The following is a 20,122-nucleotide window of genomic DNA, read 5'->3' on the forward strand; positions in this document are numbered from 1 at the left end:
ACGCACGGTTGTCGGCTGCCTACCAGCTCAGCTCGATACCGTCGTACTGGAAGAAACGGCCGTTTGCCTGCGACACGTCCGCGCCGGATTCGGCGATCACGCGGCGCATGCCGGTCACGCTGGCTTCCGGATCGATCGCGGCCTGCGCGCCGCCCATGTCGGTGCGCACCCAGCCGGGATGGAGCGAGATACATGCGGCGTGGCGCGTCTGCAGCGACGCGATGCGCAGCGCGTCGTTCAGCGCGGCCTTGCTCGCGCGGTACAGCCAGCCGGTCGTGCCGGTCGCCTCGGCGATGCTGCCCATCCGGCTCGACACGACGGCCAGCACGCCGCGCGCGTCCTCGACGAGCGGCAGCACGATCGGCAGCAACTGCATCGGCCCGCGCACGTTCGTATGCATCACCGCGTCGAAATCCTCGGCGGTGATCGTCTCGACGCCCTCGGTGCGCGGCCCGTAGACACCCGACACCAGCACGGCCGCATCGAGCCGCTCGCCGTCGAGCTTCCAGCCGAGCGCCGCGATCTGCTCGGGCTGCGTGATGTCGAGCGCATGCGCGTGCGCGCCAAGCGCGCGCAGCGCGTCGAGCGATGCGTCGTCGCGCGCGGTGGCGATCACGTTCCAGCCGTCGCGCCGATATTGCCGGACGAATTCGCGGCCAAGGCCGCGCGATGCGCCGACGATCAATGCGGTTTTCATGCCCGTCGCTCCTGTGCTTGGCGCCGCCGGGGCGGCCGCGCCGGTATCCGATCCGTTCGATGGGCCGCGCGGCTGCGCCGGCGCGGTTGCCGCCGCGGAGGCCGCGGCGTTACTTCGCGTCCCCGCACGGCTTCAGCGTGTCGGCGACGGCTTGCGCGACGTCGTCGAGCTGCGCGGCGTCCGCGGCGACCATGTCGTTGTAGGGTGCATGTTCGCCGCGTGCGGTGAGCGCGGCCACGCAGCGCTTGTAGGTCTCGTGGAGCGCATCGAAGTTCGACACGGCCATCCCGAGGTTGCGCATCCTGCCGTCGTGCACGCCGTACACGAGCCCGTGCACGGTGAGCGCCTGGCCGCGCGCCCAGGCGTCGTTGACGATCGTCGTGCGGCACACGTTGACGACCTGCTCGATCGCGTTCAGCTCGATCAGGCGGCGGTAGCGTGCTTCGCCCACCGGCCATTCATCGAGCAGCTCGGCATGGCGTTCGCGCACGTCCTGCACGTGATGCAGCCAGTTGTCGGCGAGGCCGACGCGCCGGTTGTGCAGCGCCGCGTTCACGCCCGAGCAGCCGTAGTGGCCGACGACCATGATGTGCTTCACGCGCAGGATGTCGACCGCGAACTGGATCACCGACAGGCAGTTCAGGTCGCTGTGCACGACGACGTTCGCGATATTGCGGTGGACGAACACTTCGCCCGGCGGCAGGCCGATGATCTGGTTCGCGGGCACGCGCGAATCCGAGCAGCCGATCCACAGATATTCCGGCGCCTGCTGGTCGGCGAGACGCGTGAAGAACTCCGGATCGTCCGCGAGCTTGCGTTTGACCCAGGCGTCGTTGTTGTCGAACAGGTGTGAAAGCGGATTGTCTTGGGTGTTCATCGGTGTGGATTCCGTTGGCGGAAATCGGGTCGCGATCGGTTCGGTGTAGTCGACGTCAGGCGGCGCGCTGCGCGTCGCCTGCGCCGTCGTTCTGGTCCGCTGCGCCGAAGCGCGCGGGGTAGCGCATGCAAAAGCGCAGCGCGGTGTCGTACGGATAAAAGTCGGGCAATTCGCCCTGGATCAGCTTGTCCTTGCTGGCCTGCCACAGCGCGGGATCGAAAAAGTCCGCGTGATGCTTCATGAAGACGTCGCGCACGCGCGGGTCGCCGAGCAGGAACGGCCCGTAGGTCTCCGGAAAGATGTCGTGCGGGCCGACGGTATACCACGGTTCGCCGGACAGTTCGTCTTCCTCGTTGCGCGGCGCCGGCACGCGGCGCACGTTGCAGTCGGTCAGGTATTCGATCTCGTCGTAGTCGTAGAACACGACGCGGCCGTGGCGCGTGACGCCGAAGTTCTTGTACAGCATGTCGCCGGGGAAGATGTTCGCCTTCATCAGCTCCTTCACCGCGTTGCCGTACTCCTTCACGCCATGCTCGATGTCGGTATCGGTGCCGTTCTGCAGGTACAGGTTGAGCGGTGTCATCCGGCGCTCGATGTACAGGTGCTCGATCACGAGATTGCCGTCCTCGTATTCGAGCAGCGACGGCACTTCCTTTTCCAGCTCGCGCACGAGCGCGTGGTCGAGCCGCGCGAGCGGCAGCGCGACGCTCGAATACTCGAGCGTGTCGGCCATCCGCCCGAGGCGGTCGTGGCGCTTCACGAGCTGGTACTTCTCCATGATCTGCGCGCGCGTCGTTTCCTTCGGCGGCGGGAAGTGATCCTTGATGATCTTGAACACGTACGGGAACGACGGCAGCGTGAACACGAGCATCACGAGGCCCTTGATCCCGGGCGCGATGATGAAGCGGTCGCTCGAATGCGACAGATGGTGCAGCAGGTCGCGGTAGAACAGGTTCTTGCCCTGCTTCTGCAGGCCGACCGACGTGTAGATCTCGGCCTTCGGCTTGCCGGGCATGATCGTGCACAGGAAGTCGACGTACGCGGACGGCACGCCCATGTCGACCAGGAAATACGAGTGCGAGAAGCCGAAGATGATCATCAGCTGGTCGCGGCGCAACAGCACGGTGTCGAGCGAGAGCACGCCCGGGCGCACGTGGCGGATCGGCACCGCGAACGGCAGCACGCGGTCGGCGTTGATGATGCGGCCGACGATGTACGCGCTCTTGTTGCGGAAGAACAGCGACGACAGCACGTGGATCTGGAAATTCGGCGCTTCGTCGAAGTGGCCGAATTCGTCGTGGATCGCCTGCATCACGCACGCGATGTCGCGCGTGAGATCGTCGAACGGCGGCTCGAGCTGGAAGTTCGTGACGATGCGCTCGAGCGTGGCCGCGAGCCCGTCGGTGCCCGGATAGTACGCGCGGTAGGTCGGTTTCGCGGCCGGCTCGTCGTTCTCGAGATACTCGGTCGAGATCGCCGGGCGCACGAAGATGAAATCGTTGCTGAAGTACGAGCGGTGCAGGATCTTGCAGCACACCGAATTGAAGAAGGTCTCCGCGCACTCGGGCTGGCGGTGCGACGTGAGCAGGCCGATGTAGTGCAGCTTGATCTGCTGCCACACTTCGTCGTCGATGTTCTCCGCGTCGTATTCGTCTTCCAGCACCTCGACGCATTCCTTCACGCGATCGTCGTACGACGTGATCCGCTCGCGTGCGAGCCGCTGCAGCCCGTGCCAGTCGCCGTGCTCATACAGCGTCTTCGCTTCGTCGGCCGCCTCGCGGAAGATCCGGTAGTGACGGTCGAAGTTTTCGAGCATCGTCTGCGCGACGTCGAAACCGATCTGCGAAGACAGCAGTTTGGGGAAGTGATTCATCGCGTGCAGGCTCGTTCGGGAGGGGCTGTAAGCACTCGCCATTTTAGCGCCCAAGCGGGCGCTTCAAGGGCTTTGCGGCGATCCGCAGCCGGCGGGCAGGCGGCGGGTTATCCGCCGTTGGATGCCGTTCGGTGCATCTTCGCGTAAAGATACGGGTACGGAACCGATTCTGGCACGAACTTTTTTTGACGGGCCAGCCGCCGCCGGGCACGCGTTTCGCGCGACGGCGATAGAATCGACGCACCGCCCGCCGCGGCCTGCCGCCGGCGCGCATCCGCACCGATAACGACGAGACGCCCCACCGATGAACGCACTGGAACACCAACTCGACTATCCCTTCGCCGACACGCTGCCCGCCGCGGGCGACACGTTCGAGGTCGCGCCCGGCGTGCGCTGGCTGCGCATGCCGCTGCCGTTCTCGCTCGATCACATCAACCTCTGGTTGCTGCGCGACGAGATCGACGGGCAGGCCGGCTGGACGATCGTCGACAGCGGGATCGCGTCGGATGCGATCCGTACGCACTGGGAGCAGATCTTCGACACGCATCTCGATGGCCTGCCCGTGCTGCGCGTGCTCGTCACGCACTGCCACCCCGATCACTTCGGCCTCGCTAACTGGCTGTGCGAGGGCGGCGACAAGGGCCGCTGGAACGTGCGGCTGTGGATGACGCTCGGCGAGTACATGTTCGGCTGCCTGATGGCGGCCGGCAACGGCTCGAACGCGGGCGGCGCGGCGGCGGCCGATCATTTCGCCCGCCACGGGCTGACCGATCCGGCTGCGCTCGACAAGCTGCGCAACCGCCGCAACTACTACTCGGATCTCGTGCCGGCCGTGCCGCCGCGCTACCGGCGCCTGCGTGAAGGCGATGCGGTGACGATCGGCGCGCGCACGTGGCGCGTCGTGACCGGCTTCGGTCATTCGCCTGAACATTGCGCGCTGCACAGCGAAGCGGACGGCGTGCTGATCTCCGGCGACATGGTGCTGCCGCGCATCTCGACGAACGTGTCCGTGTTCGACCTCGAGCCGGAAGCGAACCCGCTCGCGCTGTACCTGCAGTCGCTCGGCCGCTACGAGACGATGGCGCCCGATACGCTGGTGCTGCCGTCGCACGGCAAGCCGTTCCGCGGCGTGCGCACGCGCATCACGCAACTGCGCGAGCACCACGACGCGCGCCTGGCCGAAGTGCGCGTCGCGTGCGCGGAAAAGCCAATGAGCGCGGCCGACATCGTGCCGATCATGTTCCGCCGCCGCGAACTCGACATCCACCAGATGACGTTCGCGCTCGGCGAGGCGCTCGCGCACCTGAACCTGCTGTGGCTCGCCGGCGAGCTCGTGCGCGAGCAGGGCGACGACGGCGTGCTGCGGTTCCGCACCGCCGGCTGATACCGCGTCGTTCTCCTCATGCGACGGGTTCGTAGCGCCACCCGTCGCGATGCCATTGCATCGTGTGCGTCGGGTCGAGCGCCGCGAGAAACGCGGTGTCGTGCGACGCGACCACGATCGCACCGGGGAAGCCGGCCAGTGCGGCTTCGATCGCACGCACCGATTCGAGATCCAGATGGTTGGTCGGCTCGTCGAGCAGCAGCAGTTGCGCGGGCGTGCCGCGCCACAACGCGCACGCGAGCGCGGCCTTCAGTCGCTCGCCGCCGCTCAGTTGCCGCGCCGGCTGCGTGGCGCGTGCCGCGTCGAGCTGCAGCAGCGCGAGCCGGCTGCGCAGGTCGCCTTCGGCGAGCGGCGTATCGAGCAGCCCCAGTTGCTCGACGATCGAACGCTCGGGATCGAGCAGCGCGAGCCGCTGGTCGAGATACGCGGCGCTCACGTGTGTCGTGCATGCGCCTGAACGCGGCGCAAGCTCGCCCGCGAGCATTCGCAGCAACGTCGATTTGCCGCAGCCGTTCGGGCCGGTCAATGCGACGCGTACCGGGCCGCTGGCCGACCACGTGATCGCGTCGGCATCGTTGGCGATGCGCCACGGCAGTTGCGCACCTTCGAGCGTGAACAGCTGGCGGCGTGCGCTGACCTCGGTGCCCGGCAGCGACACGAGCACGGGCGCATCGGCTTCGACGCGCGCGGCCGCTTCCTGCACGCGTTCGTCGAGCGTCGCCTTGAATTCATTCTGGTGGCGCCGCACCGTGCCCATGATGCTGCGTGCCGCACCCTTGCGGCTCTGTTTTGCCATCGATGACAGGTTGGCCGTCTTCGCGTCGCGCAGCGACGCAGCCGCGTGACGCTGGATCGTGTCGTGTTCCTGTTCGAGCCTGCGCCTGACGCGCCCGCGTTCGGCACGCGCGTTGTCGAGCGCAGACTGCGCGGCATCCTGTTCCGCGTCGCGCTGCGCGCGGTAGAGCGCGTAGTTGCCGCCGAACGAGCGCACGCCTTGCGGCGTCAGCTCGACGATGCGCTGCACGTCGGCGAGCAGCGCACGATCATGGCTCACGATGACGAGGCCGCCGCGCCAGCCGTCGAGCGCCGCGCGCAGCCACGCGCGGCCCGGTGTGTCGAGATGGTTGGTCGGTTCGTCGAGCACGAGCAGGCCCGCGCCGGACAGCAGCGCGCCGATCAGCGCGACGCGCGCAAGCTGCCCGCCGCTCAGTGCGTGCGCGGGCGTATCGGGTTGTACGTCGTGCAGGCCGGCCGCGTCGAGCGCGGTGCGCAGCCGCTCCGCGAGATCCCAGCGATCACCGATCAGGTCGAAGTCGTGCGGTTCCGCGCGGCCGTCGGCGAGACGCGCGAGTGCGCCGAGCGGCGCGTCGAGCGCGGCGATCTGCGCGACGGTTCGCGGGCCGGCCGACGCAGCGTCGTCGTCATGCTGCTGCGCGACGTAGACGACTGGCGTGTGCCGGTCGATCGTTCCCGAACTCGGTGCGCAGCGCCCCGCGATCAGTTGCGCGAGCTGGCTCTTGCCGATGCCGTTGCGGCCGACGATGCCGGTCGGCGTGCGGTCGATGGAGAGGTCGAGCGAATCGAACAGCGTGACGCCGTCGTCGAAGCGGAAGGAAACGTGATGAAGCGCGACGAGCGCGCCGGTGGGCGTGGCAGCAGCCATAAGCACCTCCAAAAATGCGTGAAGACCTTCGCGCGCGGCGTGCGTGGCACGGCGGCGAAAACATTTTGGGAAGGCTTAGTTGTTCACTTTGGCTGGCGTCCGGTATGAGGAATGAGCGCGCAGTGTAGCGCGCGTGGCGCGCGGGCCGCAAGCGACGGCCCGACGCACCGTCGCTTGCGCGCCACGCGCGAGGGTCGCGTTACTGCACGGCGACGGTCGTGAAGTTCTGCCGCCCGAACGGGCTCACGTGATAGCCGCTCACGTTCGTGCGCGTGAGCGCGGCCGCGGTCGGATAGCCGAGCGGAATCCACAGCGCCTGGTCGTGGATGATCTTCTGCGCCGCTTCGTACAGCTTCGCGCGTTTGGCCTGGTCGGCGGTCGACTTGCCGTCGGCGATCAGCTTGTCGAGCTGCGCGTCGCAGAAGCGCGCGAAGTTGATGCCCGATTTCACCGCGTTGCAGCTGAACAGCGGCGACAGGTAGTTGTCCGGATCGCCGTTGTCGCCGGCCCAGCCCATGAACAGCATGTCATGCTGGCCGAGCTTCGCCTGCTTGATCAGCTCGCCCCATTCGATCACCTTGACCTCGGCCTTCACGCCGATCTTCGCGAGGTCGGCCTGCAGCAGCTCCGCGCCGACCTTCGGATTCGGGTTCAGCACGCTGCCGGTCGGGCGCGTCCAGATCGTCGTCGAGAAGCCGTTCGGGAAGCCGGCCTGCGCGAGCAGCTGCTTCGCCTTCGCGGGATCGTACGCGTACGGCGCGACGTCCTTCGCGTAGCTCCACGTGTTCGGCGGATACGGGTTGTTCGCGGCCGTCGCGGTGTTGTCGAACACGACCTTCAGGTAGGTCGCGCGGTCGAACGCGAGGTTCAGCGCTTCGCGCACCTTGTCGCTGTCGAGCGGCTTCTTCTGCGTGTTCAGCGCGACGAACGCGGTCATGAACGCGGGCGTCTGCACGACCTTCAGCGCGCTTTCGCCCTTCGCCGCGAGCACGTCCTGCGGTTTCGGCGACAGCGCGATCTGGCATTCGCCGGCCTTCACTTTCTGCAGGCGCACCGACGGGTCGGGCGTGATCGCATAGATCAGCCGGTCGACCTTCGGCTTCGTGCCCCAGTAGGTCGGGTTCACGTCGTAGCGGATCAGCGCGTCCTTCGTGTAGCTCTTCAGCACGAACGGGCCCGTGCCGACCGGCTTCGCATTCAGGTCGGCCTGCTTGCCGGCCTTCAGCAGCTGGTCTGCGTATTCGGCCGAGTAGATCGACGCGAAGCCCATCGTCAGGATCGGCACGAAGGTCGCGTTCGGCTCGTTCAGCACGAACTTCACGGTGCTGTCGTCGACCTTCGTGACCGACTTCACGAGCTTCACGAGGCCCATCGACTGCGCGTGCGGGAAACCGCTCGCACCGGCCACCTTGTGCCACGGGTTCGCATCGTCGAGCATCCGGCTGAACGTGAACACGACGTCGTCCGCGTTGAGCGTGCGGGTCGGCTTGAAGTACTCGGTGGTCTGGAACGCGACGTTCGGGCGCAGGTGGAACGTGTAGGTGAGGCCGTCGGCGCTCGCGTCCCATTTGTCGGCGAGCGCGGGCGCGACTTTCTTCGCGGCTTCGTCGTACGACACGAGCGTGTTGAAGATCACGTCGGCCGATGCGTTGGTCGTGACGAGCGAGTTGTACTGCACGACGTCGAAGCCGTCCGGGCTCGATTCCGTGCAGACGGTGAGCGGCTTGGCGGCGACGAGGCCGGGGACGGCGAGGGCGGCGGCGAGCGCGGCCGTGGCGAACAGCTTGACCTGCATAGGATCTCCCACGTGGCTTGTGTTTTTTGCTGGGTGACGGGATGCGGGCGCGGCCCGGAAGCGGACAGGGCCGGCGCGGCTGGCGAATAGCATACCGTCAAAGCGCGCGACGCGTGAAAAAAGGCGCCTGAACGCGGCGAATTGACCGAAAAACGGCTGCGTTCGCGACGGAACGGGTGTTGGGGCGGCGGGCGGGGCGGAGCAGGCTGCGGACGGCGGAGAGCTGGCACTGGGTAAGCAGGACGCCGGCGCGTCGAGGACGGCGCGGGAGCGGTGCGGGTGTGTCGTGAATCGAAGCGTCGAAGCGGCCGGCGTCGGTGCGGTGAAGCGGTGAAGCGGTGATGCGGAGAGACGGAGAGACGGAGAGACGGAGAGACGGAGAGACGGAGAGACGGAGAGACGGAGAGACGGAGAGACGGAGAGACGGAGAGACGGAGAGACGGAGAGACGGAGAGACGGAGAGACGGAGAGGCGGCCCGCGAAGCTTCGCGGGCCGGCGGCTCGCTGGCGCGTCAGTGTGCGCCGGCCTTCGGCTTTCGCGGCGCCTTTTCGAACAGGCGGTCGTACAGCCAGCGCGGCAGCACGTGCAGCACCTTCGCGACGACACCCATCTGCCACGGAATCACGCGGAACGCGCGCTGTCGCGCGATCGCCTGGGCCGCACGCGCGGCGAAGCGGTCGGCGTCCATCAGGAACGGCATCCGGTACGGGTTGTGCGCGGTCATCGGCGTGCGGATGTAGCCGGGCGCGATCGTCACGACGCCGACGCCGGCCGGCCGCAGCTCGACGCGCAGCGCTTCGAGATACTTGATCGCGGCCGATTTCGACGCGCTGTACGCGCCGGAGCCGGGCAGGCCGCGCACGCCGGCGACGCTCGCGACACCGACCAGCGTGCCGTGGCGCGTAGCCGTCATCGGGCCGACGAACGGCTCGAACGTCGCGACCATCCCGTAGTAGTTGATGTCCATCACGTCGCGGAACGTCGCGAGATCGCCCTGGCCCGTGACGGCGCCCTGGCTGATGCCCGCGTTCGCGATCACGACGTCGGGGCAGCCGTGCGTCGCGATGAACGACGCGGCGGCCGTCGCGAGCGCGTCGGCATCGCGCACGTCGGCGGAATAGACGGAGATGGACAGCTTCGGGAAGCGCCGCGCGAACGCATCGAGCGCATCGGTGCGTCGCGCGACGAGTGCGAGCGTGGCGCCCTGGCGGGCGTATTCCTCGGCCATCGCGAGGCCGAGGCCGCTCGATGCGCCGGTGATGAAGACCTTCAGCGGAGTAGTCATGCCGGCGCGCGGGCGGGGATCAGAGCTTCTTGTCCTGAACCTGCTTCACGAGGAAGTCCAGCACCTGGGCGGTGCCCGGGATGCTGTTCGCGTAAGCGGGGCCCGTCTTGTACTTGCCCTGGACGACGACCGTCGGCACGCCGTCGATCGCGTAGTCCTTCAGCAGCTTGGCCGACTGGTTCACTTCGCCCTGCACGCTGAACGAGTTGTACGCGTCCATGAACTGCTTCTTGTCGACGCCCTGCGTGGCCAGGAAGTCGGCCTGCGCCTGCGGCGTCAGCAGGTAGTTCTTCTGCTTGTGGATCGCGTTGAAGATCGCCGGCGTGACCTTCTCGGAGATGCCGAGCGCGGACACCGCGTAGAACAGCTTCGAGTGCGGGACGAAATCGTCACGGAATGCGACCGGGACGCGCTTGAAGTCGATGTTGTTGCCTTGCTTCTTCACCCAGGCCTCGATCGTCGGCTCGAATTCGTAGCAGTGCGGGCAGCCGTACCAGAAGAACTCGATCACCTCGACCTTGCCGGCCGGCGCGGACACCGGCTGCGGCGACTTCATCACCTCGAAGTCCTTGCCGGCGACCGGCGCGGCAGGCGAAGCCTGCGCGAGACCGGCGGCCAGGCCCAGGGACAGAAGGAGCGTGCTAAGCAGTTTTTTCATGTTGTGAACGTCGAATCAGTTGCTCGGGTTACGGAACGTAACGGGTTCTGAGTGGGCTCGGCCGGTTGCTTACTGCTTCGTGAAACGGATCACCGCCGTGTCGACACCTGCATCGGACAGGCGCTGGCGGGCCGAGTTCATCTCCTCGAACTTCGAGAACGGGCCGACGCGTACGCGGAAATAGGTCACGCCGCTGACATCCCGCTTCGACACCTTCGACTCGAAGCCCTGGAAACCGAGGCGCGCGCGCTGCTGCTCGGCGTCGCCTTCCGTCTTGTACGCGCCCACCTGCAGGAAGTAGCCGGTATTCGCGTCGTTCGCGGTCGGCGGCTTCGCTGCCGCGGCGGCCGTGGCCGACGAGGTCGGCTTCGGCGTGTTCGCGGCCAGTTGCTGCTGTTGCTGCTTTTGCGCGGCGGCTTGCTGGGCCTGCTTCTGCGCGGCGAAGCGCGCGAGGTCGTCCTCGCCGCCGGACTGCTGCTGCGGGCGCTGTTGTTGCTGCTGTTGCTGTTGTTGCTGCGCTTGCTGCGTCTTCTTCGGCGGCGGCGTGGTGTCGGCCGGCTTCGGCGCGACGGCGACGCCGTTGCCCGACGACGGATTGTTCGACGCGGTCGTGCCGTTCGAGCTGCCGGTATTGTTCGAGCCGCTCGACCCGTTGGCCGACGGCGGCACTTCGACGATCTGCGGTTCGGGCAGCAGGCCGCCCTGGGTCTGGTTCGCGGCCTGGCCGGGCGCGGTGTTCGGCGGCGCGGGCTGCGCGGCCTGCGGCACCGGCTGGCCGGGCGTCTTGCCCTGCAGCGCGCGGTTCGGATCGAACTGCTGCGGCTGGCTCGCGCCGTTGTCGGCCGGCGGCGGCGCGACCTTCGACACGAACGGCGACGGGGAGCGCGTGATGTAGAGCGCCACCACCACGGCGATCGCGAGGCCGACGATCAGGCCCAGCACGATTCCAAGAAATGTCCCTCCGGCTTGTTTCGATTGCTTCGAAGTTCGGCGTGGTTGTGCCATTGCTTGAGTCACCTGCAAAAAGAATCGTGAAAAGGCCACGGCGGGTATCCGACGGCGGGCGCTCCTGCCGCGGCCATTCGCTGCCCGATTCGGGCCGCTTGCTGCGTTACATCTTGGCGGGCGCGGACACGCCGAGCACCGCCAGACCGTTCTCGAGCACCTGCCGGGTCGCGGCGAGGAGCGCGGCGCGCGCATTACGCGGTGCTTCGTCGTCGACCAGCACGCGCTCCGCATTGTAGAACGAGTGGAATTCGCCAGCGAGGTCGCGCAGGTAGAACGCGACCGCGTGCGGCGCCAGTTCGTTGGCCGCGTGCGTGAGCATGTCCGGGTACTCGGCCAGCTTCTGCATCAGCGACGCCGCTTGCGCGCTCGTCAGCTGCGCCAGGTCGGCGCCCGGCAGCTGCGCGACGTCGACGTTGTAGCGCGACTTCAGCTCGTTGAGCACCGAGCAGATCCGCGCATGCGCGTACTGGACGTAATAGACCGGGTTTTCGTCGTTCTGTTTCAGCGCGAGGTCGATGTCGAACACGAACTCGGTATCGGCCTTGCGCGAGATCAGGAAGAAGCGCACCGCGTCACGGCCGCGCGTGATGGTCGCTTCGTCGATCAGGTCGCGTACCGTCACGTAGCTGCCCGCGCGCTTCGAGATCTTCACTTCCTGGCCGTCGCGCATCACGGTGACCATCTTGTGCAGCACGTAGTCGGGGTAGCCCTTCGGGATCCCGATGTGCAGCCCCTGCAGGCCCGCGCGTACGCGCGCGATCGTGCCGTGGTGGTCCGAACCCTGGATGTTGATCACCTTGGTGAAGCCGCGCTCCCACTTCGTCACGTGGTACGCGACGTCCGGCACGAAGTACGTGTACGTGCCGTCCGACTTGCGCATCACGCGATCCTTGTCGTCGCCTTCGTCGGTCGTGCGCAGCCACAGCGCGCCGTCCTGCTCGTAGGTCATGCCGGCCTTGATCAGCGCATCGACCGTCTTCTCGACGCGGCCTTCGCTGTACAGCGACGACTCGAGGTAGTACTGGTCGAACTTCACGCCGAACGCCTGCAGGTCCATGTCCTGCTCGCGACGCAGGTACGTGACCGCGAACTTGCGGATCGCGTCGAGATCCTCGACGTCGCCCGTGCCCTTGACCGGCTCGCCGTCCGACGCGGCGACCGTTTCGCCGTTCAGGAAGTCGCGCGCGATGTCGGCGATGTATTCGCCGTTGTACGCGGCTTCCGGCCAGCCCGCGTCGCCCGGCTTCAGGCCGCGTGCGCGCGCCTGCGTCGAGATCGCGAGGTTGCCGATCTGCACGCCCGCGTCGTTGTAGTAGAACTCGCGGTGCACCGCGTAGCCCTGGCTCGCGATCACGTTCGCGAGCACGTCGCCGAGCGCGGCCTGGCGGCCGTGGCCGACGTGCAGCGGGCCGGTCGGGTTGGCCGACACGAATTCGAGCAACACTTGCTTGCCTTTCTCGCGATCCGACGTGCCGAACGCGCGGCCCTGGTCGAACACGGCGGCGATCACCGCCTGCTTCGCGGCGGCCGACAGGCGCAGGTTGATGAAGCCGGGGCCGGCGATCTCGGCAGCTTCGACGAGGCCTTGCGCGCCCGGCTGGGCGGTGAGGGCGGCGACGATCTGCTCGGCGAGCTGGCGCGGGTTCGTGCCGAGCGGCTTCGCGAGCTGCATCGCGACGTTGCACGCGACGTCGCCGTGCGCGGCGACCTTCGGGCGCTCCAGCGTGATGACGGGGGCGACGAACGCCGTGTCGGCGCCTTTCAGCGCGTGTGCGACCTGCTTGACGCTATCCGCGAGCAGGGCTTCGAGGGTCTGTTTGTGTGCTGGCAGCATGCTGGTAGAAGGCTTCGTTGGTGGCGGCCGGAAACGCCGGCCCGCCGGCACGCTTTTTAAGCGCGCGTTTCAGGGATCGCAGAATTTTAACAGGTGCTAATATGCCGCTCAGGCGGCCCGTGTCCGCGAGGCCGGACGCCGGTCTGCCGGCGTTCCCCAACCGCGCTGCGCAGGCACAACAAGATGAAAAGGGAATTGTCATGATTACGTTCAAGAGCAAGGCGGCACAGGATCTCGACGTGCTGAAGGATTTCGCCGTGTATGTGCTGGGTCTCGTCGGCAAGCAGCTGGGCGAGCGCGGTGTGATTACGCACGACGAGCTGGACCACGCGATCGCCAAGCTGGAAGGCGCGGTCGCGCAGGCGAAGCAGGAACGCGCCGAGCACGCCGGCCATTTCCACGAGGACGAAGCCGACCACTCGCACCATGAAGTGCCGCCGAGCCTGGCACAGCGCGTCGCGCCGTTCCTCACGATGCTGCGCGAAGCGAAGGCCGGCCAGGCCGACGTGCACTGGGGTTTCTGAGCTTCCTTGCCCGGCAGTAGGAAAGGTTAGTAAGACAAGAAAAAGCCCGCTTCCGAGCGGGCTTTTTATTTTGTCTGATGAAAGCGGCGTCGGGCGGCGGCTCGCTCGAAACGGGTGGGAGCGGCCGGCGCCTGCCTTGACCGAAGGGTGAAATTCCTTATAATTCAACGCAAGACTATGTGAAAGCGGGTGCGAAAACATAGCGCCGCCCGAGCAATCGGGCCCCACCTGGAGTGGGTACTTCGTCGAGAGACGGAAAGAGAATCCCGCATGCGACGGCTGCCGAAAGGCGGCCGTTGGTTTTTCTACGCCCGGATCCTGCGGCCCTCCAGGCTTGCGCGCAGCAACGTGCGCAACGCCACCTTCCGGGCTTCCCGCTGGCGTCTGTTCAGGCCGCCATCCAGCATATAGGCCGACTGGACGCGCAGGATGAGCCGGCGTTTTCTGATCCGGTCCCTCGAAACCTCGAAGAACACCGCGTACACCCGTTGCGCGCCATCCGACGAGACCGCCTCCACCGTCACGAAATTGGGTTGTCGTTCATCGGCGACGACGATCCGGCGCGTCGCCAGCCCGACGATCACGTCGCGCAACAGATGTCGCGACGCGTGGTACCGGTCCGCGCAGAGCACGCGTGTCTCGCGGCCGTCGTCGTAGATCTCGTCGTCCGGAATGGCGTCGCGGGTGCGCGGATCCCATTTGAAACTGCGGGTGAAACAGTGACAGGAGAACAGGACCAGAACCGTCACGTCGAAGCCGGTTTCCAGATCGCACGAGAACGTCAACGGACGCAAATGACTCAGGTCCCAGCTTTCGCCGCGGTAGCGCGTCGGCGGGAACGGACTGGCTGCATCGATCGGCGTGTCGTTGATCCGGATTTCGAAGGTCGACATGGCGGGGCGAATTTCGGGCTGAAAGGGATGGGCTATCCATGCGCCTTTGCCTGCAGGCTCGGGCTGCTGCGGCCTTGATCGGGCAATATTGAGATTAGGTATCCTGATTGAATGGCGCGTTGTACGACGCGCCCCGTGACCGGGGCGCGTGGCGGCAAGACGCGGCAGGCGCGCCGCGGCTCGATCGATTACAGCTGCGGCGCGAGCGCGCGGCGCGCGTCGTCGAGCGACAGCGCCATGCGCTGCGCGTAGTCCTCGAGCTGATCCTGCCCGATTTTGCCGACCGAGAAATACGTGCTGTCCGGATGCGCGAGATAGAAGCCCGACACACTCGCGGCCGGCAGCATCGCCAGCGAGTCGGTCACGCTCATGCCGATCTCGTCTGCGCGCAGCACGTCGAACATGTCGCGCTTCACGAGGTGGTCGGGGCAGGCCGGGTAGCCGGGTGCCGGGCGGATCCCCGCGTACTTTTCCGCGATCAGCGCTTCGTTGTCGAGCGTTTCACCGCTCGCGTAGCCCCACAGCTCGCGCCGTACGCGGGCGTGCATCGCTTCCGCGAAGGCTTCCGCGAAGCGGTCGGCGAGCGCCTTCAGCATGATCGCGCTGTAGTCGTCGTGGTCGGCTTCGAACTGCTTTTCCTTCACGTCGACGCCGAGGCCGGCCGTCACCGCGAACATCCCGATGTAGTCGGCGACGCCCGATTCCTTCGGCGCGATGAAGTCGGCGAGCGAGCGGTTCGGCCGCATCACGCCGTCGACCACCGGGCGCACGCTCTGCTGGCGCAGGTTGCGCCACGTGAGCAGCACTTCCGAGCGCGACTCGTCGCTGTAGATCTCGATGTCGTCGTCGTTGACGGTATTCGCCGGCAGCAGCGAGAGCACGCCGCTCGCGGTCAGCCAGCGGCCCTGGATCAGGCGCGCGAGCATCGATTTCGCGTCGGAGAACACACGCCGCGCCGATTCGCCGACGATCTCGTCGTTCAGGATCGCCGGGTACGGGCCCGCGAGATCCCAGGTCTGGAAGAACGGGCCCCAGTCGATGTACTGCGCGAGCTCGTTCAGGTCGTAGTTCTTGAACACGCGGCGGCCGATGAACTTCGGCTTCACCGGCTGGTAGCCCGCCCAGTCGACCTTGGTCTTGTTCGCGCGCGCTTCGGCGAGCGTGACCATCGGCTGCGCCTTGCGGTTCGCGTGCTGGTCGCGGATCCGTTCGTAGTCGGACTTCAGCTCGTCGAGGTACTTCGTCGCGCCTTCGTCGGACAGCAGGCTCGACGCGACCGACACCGAGCGCGACGCGTCCGGCACGTAGACCACCGGGCCTTCGTAGTGCGGCGCGATCTTCACGGCCGTGTGCACGCGCGACGTCGTGGCGCCGCCGATCAAGAGCGGGATCTTCTTCACGCGGAAGTAGTCGTCGCGCTGCATTTCCGACGCGACGTAGGCCATTTCCTCGAGGCTCGGCGTGATGAGGCCCGACAGCCCGATGATGTCCGCGCCCTCGACCTTCGCCTTCGCGAGGATCTCGTTGCACGGGACCATCACGCCCATGTTGACCACTTCGAAGTTGTTGCACTGGAGCACGACCGACACGATGTTCTTGCCGATGTCGTGCACGTCGCCCTTCACGGTCGCGATGACGATCTTGCCCTTCGCGCGCACGTCGCCGCCCGCTTCCGCGAGCAGGCGTTTTTCTTCCTCGATGAACGGGATCAGGTGCGCGACCGCCTGCTTCATCACGCGCGCCGACTTCACCACCTGCGGCAGGAACATCTTGCCCTGGCCGAACAGGTCGCCGACGATGTTCATCCCGTCCATCAGCGGCCCTTCGATCACGTTGATCGGGCGGCCGCCGGCCGCGGCGATCTTCGCGCGCACTTCTTCGGTATCTTCGACGATGAAGTTCGTGATGCCGTGCACCAGCGCATGCGAGAGCCGCTTCTCGACCGGCTGGTTGCGCCACTCGAGGTTCTCTTCCTTTTTCGCGCCCCCTGCCTTGAACTTGTCGGCGATCTCGAGCAGGCGGTCGGTCGAATCGTCGCGGCGGTTCAGGATCACGTCCTCGACGCGCTCGCGCAGCTCCGGGTCGAGGTCTGCATACACGCCGAGCTGGCCCGCGTTGACGATGCCCATGTCCATCCCCGCCTGGATCGCGTGGTACAGGAACACGGTGTGGATCGCCTCGCGCACCGGGTCGTTGCCGCGGAACGAGAACGACACGTTCGACACGCCGCCGCTGATCTTCGCGTGCGGCAGGTTCTGCTTGATCCAGCGGGTCGCCTCGATGAAGTCGACCGCGTAGTTGTTGTGCTCCTCGATGCCGGTCGCGACCGCGAAGATGTTCGGGTCGAAGATGATGTCTTCCGGCGGGAAGCCGACTTCGTTCACGAGGAAGTTGTACGAGCGCGTGCAGATCTCGATCTTGCGCTCGTAGGTGTCGGCCTGGCCGGTTTCGTCGAACGCCATCACGACGGCTGCCGCGCCGTAGCGGCGGATCAGGTGCGCGTGGTGGCGGAACGCGTCCTCGCCTTCCTTCAGCGAGATCGAGTTGACGATCGCCTTGCCCTGCACGCACTTCAGGCCCGCCTCGATCACTTCCCACTTCGACGAGTCGATCATGATCGGCACGCGCGCGATGTCCGGCTCGGATGCGATGAGATTCAGGAAGCGCACCATCGCCGCCTTCGAATCGAGCATCGCCTCGTCCATGTTGATGTCGATCACCTGCGCGCCGTTTTCGACCTGCTGGCGCGCGACCGCGAGCGCCTCGTCGAACTGGCCGTTGAGGATCATGCGCGCGAACGCCTTCGAGCCGGTGACGTTGGTGCGTTCGCCGACGTTGATGAAGAGCGTCCCGGGCGTGACGTTGAACGGCTCGAGGCCGGCAAGGCGCATCATGTGATCGGTCATGGCGGTGCGAATTCTGGTGATGAAGGGCGTGGGCGGTCGGGTCAGGCGTTGTCGCTGTACTGGTTCGGCCAGCGGCGCGGCTTCACGTCGGCGAGCGCCTTCGCGATCTCGGCGATGTGTTCGGGCGTCGTGCCGCAGCAGCCGCCCGCGAGGTTCACGAGCCCGGCTTGCGCGAATTCCTTCAGCAGGCCCGACGTGACGTCCGGCGTCTCGTCGAAGCCCGTCTCGGCCATCGGGTTCGGCAGGCCCGCGTTCGGGTAGCACGACACGTAGGTGTCGCACAGCTTCGCGAGCTCGGCGATGTACGGGCGCATCAGCGCCGCGCCGAGCGCGCAGTTCAGGCCGAACGTGAGCGGCTTCGCGTGGCGCAGCGAATTCCAGAACGCCTCGACCGTCTGGCCCGACAGGATCCGGCCGGACGCATCGGTGACGGTGCCCGAGATCATGATCGGCAGGCGCTCGCCGGTGTCCTCGAACAGCTCGTCGAGCGCGAACAGCGCAGCCTTCGCATTCAGCGTGTCGAAGATGGTCTCGACGAGGAACAGGTCGACGCCGCCATCGAGCAGCGCCTTCGCCTGCTGGTAGTACGACGTGCGCAGCTCGTCGAACGTGACGTTGCGTGCGCCCGGATCGTTGACGTCCGGCGAGATGCTCGCTGTCTTCGGCGTTGGCCCGATCGCGCCCGCGACGAAGCGCGGCTTGTCCGGCGTCGCGTATTTCTCGGCCGCTTCGCGTGCGAGCTTTGCCGATTCGATGTTCATTTCGACGACGAGATCTTCCATCTCGTAGTCGGACTGCGCGACGGTCGTCGCGCCGAACGTGTTGGTCTCGACGATGTCGGCGCCGGCCGCGAAGTACTGGTCGTGGATCTCGCGGATGATCTGCGGCTGCGTGATCGACAGCAGTTCGTTGTTGCCCTTGATGTCGCGCGCGAAATCCTTGAAGCGCTCGCCGCGATACGCGGCTTCGTCGAGCTTGTAGCGCTGGATCATCGTGCCCATCGCGCCGTCGAGGATCAGGATGCGCGATTTCAGCAGCGCGGGCAGAGCGGCGCCGCGCGTGTAGGGCGCGTCGAGCGGGACGGAAGCGGCGAGAGGAGTCGCAGACATGGGCGAAGGACCGGCGAAGACGGGAAAACCGTCATTGTAGCCGGTGCGCCTGGGGCCCGCCCGGCCTGGCGCCGCGCCGGCGGGCCGCCAAATGAAAACCCCCGCACGGCGAACCGGGCGGGGGCATGATCGGAGTGCTCGCGGCGCCGCGTCGTTGCGCGGCGAATGGCCCGGCCGCGCGAGGCGCCGGGCCGCGGGTCGTCAGTGCAGCACGACGGGCATCATCATCAGGCTGTCGAATTGTCCGAGGAATTCGTCGACTTCATCGAGCGACGGTTCATCCTCGATCAACTGCTTCACGTGCGCGCGGAATCGTTCGGCAAGTTCGCCGTCGATGAAGATTTCGCGCTGCGCGTTCTTGTCGACGATTTCATATCCGCCGGCATTCATCAGGTGGTGGCCGGCCTGCGGCGCGAATTCGACGACGCAGTAGTTGGGGCTGTTGTAGATCATTTGCATGGCGGCACTCCTCTTCGCAGTGGCATCTGGCCTTGTTGTCCCCTAGGTGGGGCGAGCCTTGCCGGTTTCAAGGGGCTTGCGCTGCACACCCCGTTCCCGTCTGCATGGGGTGTATCGGTTAGAAGCCGATGTCTATGAAACGTTTCCTATTGTCGGCCGGTGGACTGAAATAGTTGTTAAAGAGTGTCATCGGCGATTTCAAGGAAATCTGTAATCGGTCGAAATTGCCGAATCGCGCGCGTTCGCGCGTGAGTTCACTGTGTGACAGGTGTTGTGACAGGCGATGACGCGGGCGGTGCAGCCGGTTGTGCCGGCGGTTGCACGGTGGCCGGCGGCGCGGGTTGTGCCGGTGCCGCGGCCGGTGCGGCCGATGCATCGGGCGTTGGTGCACCGCCGGGCGCATGCGTGGCGCCGTCTGCGGATGCCGCGTCGGACGGCGCGCCCGGCGCCGCGAGCCGGCCATGCCACAACAGCTCGATCTGCGCGCCGTTCGGTTCGGTCTGCACGAGCCGCGCGGGCAGCCAGCCGAGCGACGGCGCGAGCCACATGTCGATCCGGCGCGTGTCGCCGTCGCGTCGAGGCAGGCGCATGAAGTGCCGCGCGTTGATGATGCCGGTCTGCGTCTGCACCTGCTCGTCGCCGATCACGGTGATCGGCCAGGTCTCGCCGCTGTTGTTGTCGATCACGAAGAACTGCTGCGTGACGCCCGGCTTGTATGCGGCGGGATTGCCGCGCACGAGCCCCGACAGTTGCATCAGCATGCTGAAGCGGTCCTGCACGCCGTCGGGCAGCGGCGCGTTGTTCGGCGTGCGCGTGAACACGACCTGCCGGATCTCGCGGTTGAAGATCGCGATGTCTTCCGGCCGCTTGCCGCGCTTCTCGACGTAGCGGTCGGGCGCGACGCCGAACGCGTCGATGCGGCCTTCGCTGCGATAGGTGAACGGGCCGACGAACGGCACGGGCATCGACACCGACAGGTCGTAGGTACGCCCGTCGGTGCGCCAGCGGATCGTGCCGATCATGTTCTGCATGCCGTTGTAGAACGTGTCGTACTGCAGGTCGCCGGAGGGCGGTGCGGTGAACTTCACGCCTTGTGTCGCGGGGCCCGGCGTCGCGGCGCTGGCGGCGCCGGCGGCCGACGCGGCATGCGCGCCCG

At 66.7% G+C, this 20,122-nt stretch carries 16 protein-coding genes; 2 read left to right on the forward strand and 14 right to left on the reverse strand.

Annotated elements, in window-relative coordinates:
- Positions 1–19: 19 nt before the first annotated feature.
- From G3N61_RS17860 to aceK, 3 genes are all read right to left on the reverse strand, one after another.
- Positions 20–697 carry an SDR family oxidoreductase gene (locus tag G3N61_RS17860; protein WP_043187090.1) on the reverse strand — a complete coding sequence of 226 codons (678 nt, stop codon included), beginning with the start codon at positions 695–697 and terminating at the stop codon, positions 20–22.
- Positions 698–806: 109 nt separating this feature from the next.
- A complete protein-coding gene (gene can / locus G3N61_RS17865) occupies positions 807–1,574 on the reverse strand; it encodes a carbonate dehydratase (RefSeq protein ID WP_089451356.1) in 768 nt (255 codons plus the stop codon).
- A gap of 55 nt (positions 1,575–1,629) precedes the next feature.
- On the reverse strand, positions 1,630–3,447 hold the full coding sequence (aceK, locus tag G3N61_RS17870; RefSeq protein WP_089451355.1) for a bifunctional isocitrate dehydrogenase kinase/phosphatase: 1,818 nt from the start codon (positions 3,445–3,447) through the stop codon (positions 1,630–1,632).
- A 304-nt stretch (positions 3,448–3,751) separates the two neighbouring features.
- On the opposite strand from aceK, the gene G3N61_RS17875 reads away from it, so the two are divergent.
- Complete coding sequence (locus tag G3N61_RS17875) at positions 3,752–4,831, forward strand: MBL fold metallo-hydrolase (RefSeq protein WP_043187096.1); 1,080 nt, start codon at positions 3,752–3,754, stop codon at positions 4,829–4,831.
- Positions 4,832–4,847: 16 nt separating this feature from the next.
- On the opposite strand, the gene G3N61_RS17880 is transcribed toward G3N61_RS17875, so the two are convergent.
- The 6 genes from G3N61_RS17880 to argS all read right to left on the reverse strand — a co-directional run bounded on the left by G3N61_RS17880 (position 4,848) and on the right by argS (position 13,075).
- The gene (locus G3N61_RS17880) at positions 4,848–6,494 is read right to left on the reverse strand and encodes an ABC-F family ATP-binding cassette domain-containing protein (protein WP_205823216.1); all 1,647 of its coding nucleotides are present in this window, start codon (positions 6,492–6,494) and stop codon (positions 4,848–4,850) included.
- A gap of 199 nt (positions 6,495–6,693) precedes the next feature.
- The gene (locus G3N61_RS17885) at positions 6,694–8,289 is read right to left on the reverse strand and encodes an ABC transporter substrate-binding protein (protein ID WP_043187100.1); all 1,596 of its coding nucleotides are present in this window, start codon (positions 8,287–8,289) and stop codon (positions 6,694–6,696) included.
- A gap of 512 nt (positions 8,290–8,801) precedes the next feature.
- Positions 8,802–9,575 (reverse strand): SDR family oxidoreductase, encoded by a 774-nt coding sequence (locus tag G3N61_RS17890; protein WP_043187101.1) that lies wholly within the window; start codon positions 9,573–9,575, stop codon positions 8,802–8,804.
- Positions 9,576–9,594: 19 nt separating this feature from the next.
- On the reverse strand, positions 9,595–10,233 hold the full coding sequence (locus G3N61_RS17895; RefSeq protein ID WP_011353364.1) for a thiol:disulfide interchange protein DsbA/DsbL: 639 nt from the start codon (positions 10,231–10,233) through the stop codon (positions 9,595–9,597).
- Positions 10,234–10,302: 69 nt separating this feature from the next.
- Positions 10,303–11,238 carry an SPOR domain-containing protein gene (locus G3N61_RS17900; RefSeq protein WP_043187103.1) on the reverse strand — a complete coding sequence of 312 codons (936 nt, stop codon included), beginning with the start codon at positions 11,236–11,238 and terminating at the stop codon, positions 10,303–10,305.
- A 106-nt stretch (positions 11,239–11,344) separates the two neighbouring features.
- Entirely contained in the window at positions 11,345–13,075 is a 1,731-nt protein-coding gene (gene argS / locus G3N61_RS17905) for an arginine--tRNA ligase (RefSeq protein ID WP_205823217.1), read from the reverse strand.
- Positions 13,076–13,275: 200 nt separating this feature from the next.
- On the opposite strand from argS, the gene G3N61_RS17910 reads away from it, so the two are divergent.
- Positions 13,276–13,599, forward strand: coding sequence for a DUF1840 domain-containing protein (locus tag G3N61_RS17910; protein WP_043187107.1), 324 nt, complete (start codon positions 13,276–13,278; stop codon positions 13,597–13,599).
- A gap of 305 nt (positions 13,600–13,904) precedes the next feature.
- On the opposite strand, the gene G3N61_RS17915 is transcribed toward G3N61_RS17910, so the two are convergent.
- The 5 genes from G3N61_RS17915 to G3N61_RS17935 all read right to left on the reverse strand — a co-directional run.
- Positions 13,905–14,492 carry a hypothetical protein gene (locus G3N61_RS17915; RefSeq protein WP_043187109.1) on the reverse strand — a complete coding sequence of 196 codons (588 nt, stop codon included), beginning with the start codon at positions 14,490–14,492 and terminating at the stop codon, positions 13,905–13,907.
- Positions 14,493–14,680: 188 nt separating this feature from the next.
- The gene (gene metH / locus G3N61_RS17920; protein ID WP_043187110.1) at positions 14,681–17,398 is read right to left on the reverse strand and encodes a methionine synthase; all 2,718 of its coding nucleotides are present in this window, start codon (positions 17,396–17,398) and stop codon (positions 14,681–14,683) included.
- 41 nt (positions 17,399–17,439) lie between these two features.
- The gene (locus tag G3N61_RS17925; RefSeq protein ID WP_043187112.1) at positions 17,440–18,507 is read right to left on the reverse strand and encodes a homocysteine S-methyltransferase family protein; all 1,068 of its coding nucleotides are present in this window, start codon (positions 18,505–18,507) and stop codon (positions 17,440–17,442) included.
- 201 nt (positions 18,508–18,708) lie between these two features.
- Positions 18,709–18,966, reverse strand: a complete 258-nt coding sequence (locus G3N61_RS17930) for a DUF3567 domain-containing protein (protein ID WP_006477667.1) — start codon at positions 18,964–18,966, stop codon at positions 18,709–18,711.
- Between the two features lie 254 nt (positions 18,967–19,220).
- Positions 19,221–20,122 (reverse strand): DUF3108 domain-containing protein (locus G3N61_RS17935; protein ID WP_205823218.1); only part of this gene is annotated, 902 nt, incomplete at its 5' end.

Source organism: Burkholderia sp. Ac-20349 (assembly GCF_017104865.1).
Classification (GTDB): domain Bacteria; phylum Pseudomonadota; class Gammaproteobacteria; order Burkholderiales; family Burkholderiaceae; genus Burkholderia; species Burkholderia aenigmatica.

Coding starts and splice junctions, on each gene's coding strand:
- G3N61_RS17860 (WP_043187090.1), bottom strand. CDS start 697: ATGAAAACCGCATTGATCGTCGGCGCATCGCGCGGCCTTGGCCGCGAA.
- can (WP_089451356.1), bottom strand. CDS start 1,574: ATGAACACCCAAGACAATCCGCTTTCACACCTGTTCGACAACAACGAC.
- aceK (WP_089451355.1), bottom strand. CDS start 3,447: ATGAATCACTTCCCCAAACTGCTGTCTTCGCAGATCGGTTTCGACGTC.
- G3N61_RS17875 (WP_043187096.1), top strand. CDS start 3,752: ATGAACGCACTGGAACACCAACTCGACTATCCCTTCGCCGACACGCTG.
- G3N61_RS17880 (WP_205823216.1), bottom strand. CDS start 6,494: ATGGCTGCTGCCACGCCCACCGGCGCGCTCGTCGCGCTTCATCACGTT.
- G3N61_RS17885 (WP_043187100.1), bottom strand. CDS start 8,289: ATGCAGGTCAAGCTGTTCGCCACGGCCGCGCTCGCCGCCGCCCTCGCC.
- G3N61_RS17890 (WP_043187101.1), bottom strand. CDS start 9,575: ATGACTACTCCGCTGAAGGTCTTCATCACCGGCGCATCGAGCGGCCTC.
- G3N61_RS17895 (WP_011353364.1), bottom strand. CDS start 10,233: ATGAAAAAACTGCTTAGCACGCTCCTTCTGTCCCTGGGCCTGGCCGCC.
- G3N61_RS17900 (WP_043187103.1), bottom strand. CDS start 11,238: ATGGCACAACCACGCCGAACTTCGAAGCAATCGAAACAAGCCGGAGGG.
- argS (WP_205823217.1), bottom strand. CDS start 13,075: ATGCTGCCAGCACACAAACAGACCCTCGAAGCCCTGCTCGCGGATAGC.
- G3N61_RS17910 (WP_043187107.1), top strand. CDS start 13,276: ATGATTACGTTCAAGAGCAAGGCGGCACAGGATCTCGACGTGCTGAAG.
- G3N61_RS17915 (WP_043187109.1), bottom strand. CDS start 14,492: ATGTCGACCTTCGAAATCCGGATCAACGACACGCCGATCGATGCAGCC.
- metH (WP_043187110.1), bottom strand. CDS start 17,398: ATGACCGATCACATGATGCGCCTTGCCGGCCTCGAGCCGTTCAACGTC.
- G3N61_RS17925 (WP_043187112.1), bottom strand. CDS start 18,507: ATGTCTGCGACTCCTCTCGCCGCTTCCGTCCCGCTCGACGCGCCCTAC.
- G3N61_RS17930 (WP_006477667.1), bottom strand. CDS start 18,966: ATGCAAATGATCTACAACAGCCCCAACTACTGCGTCGTCGAATTCGCG.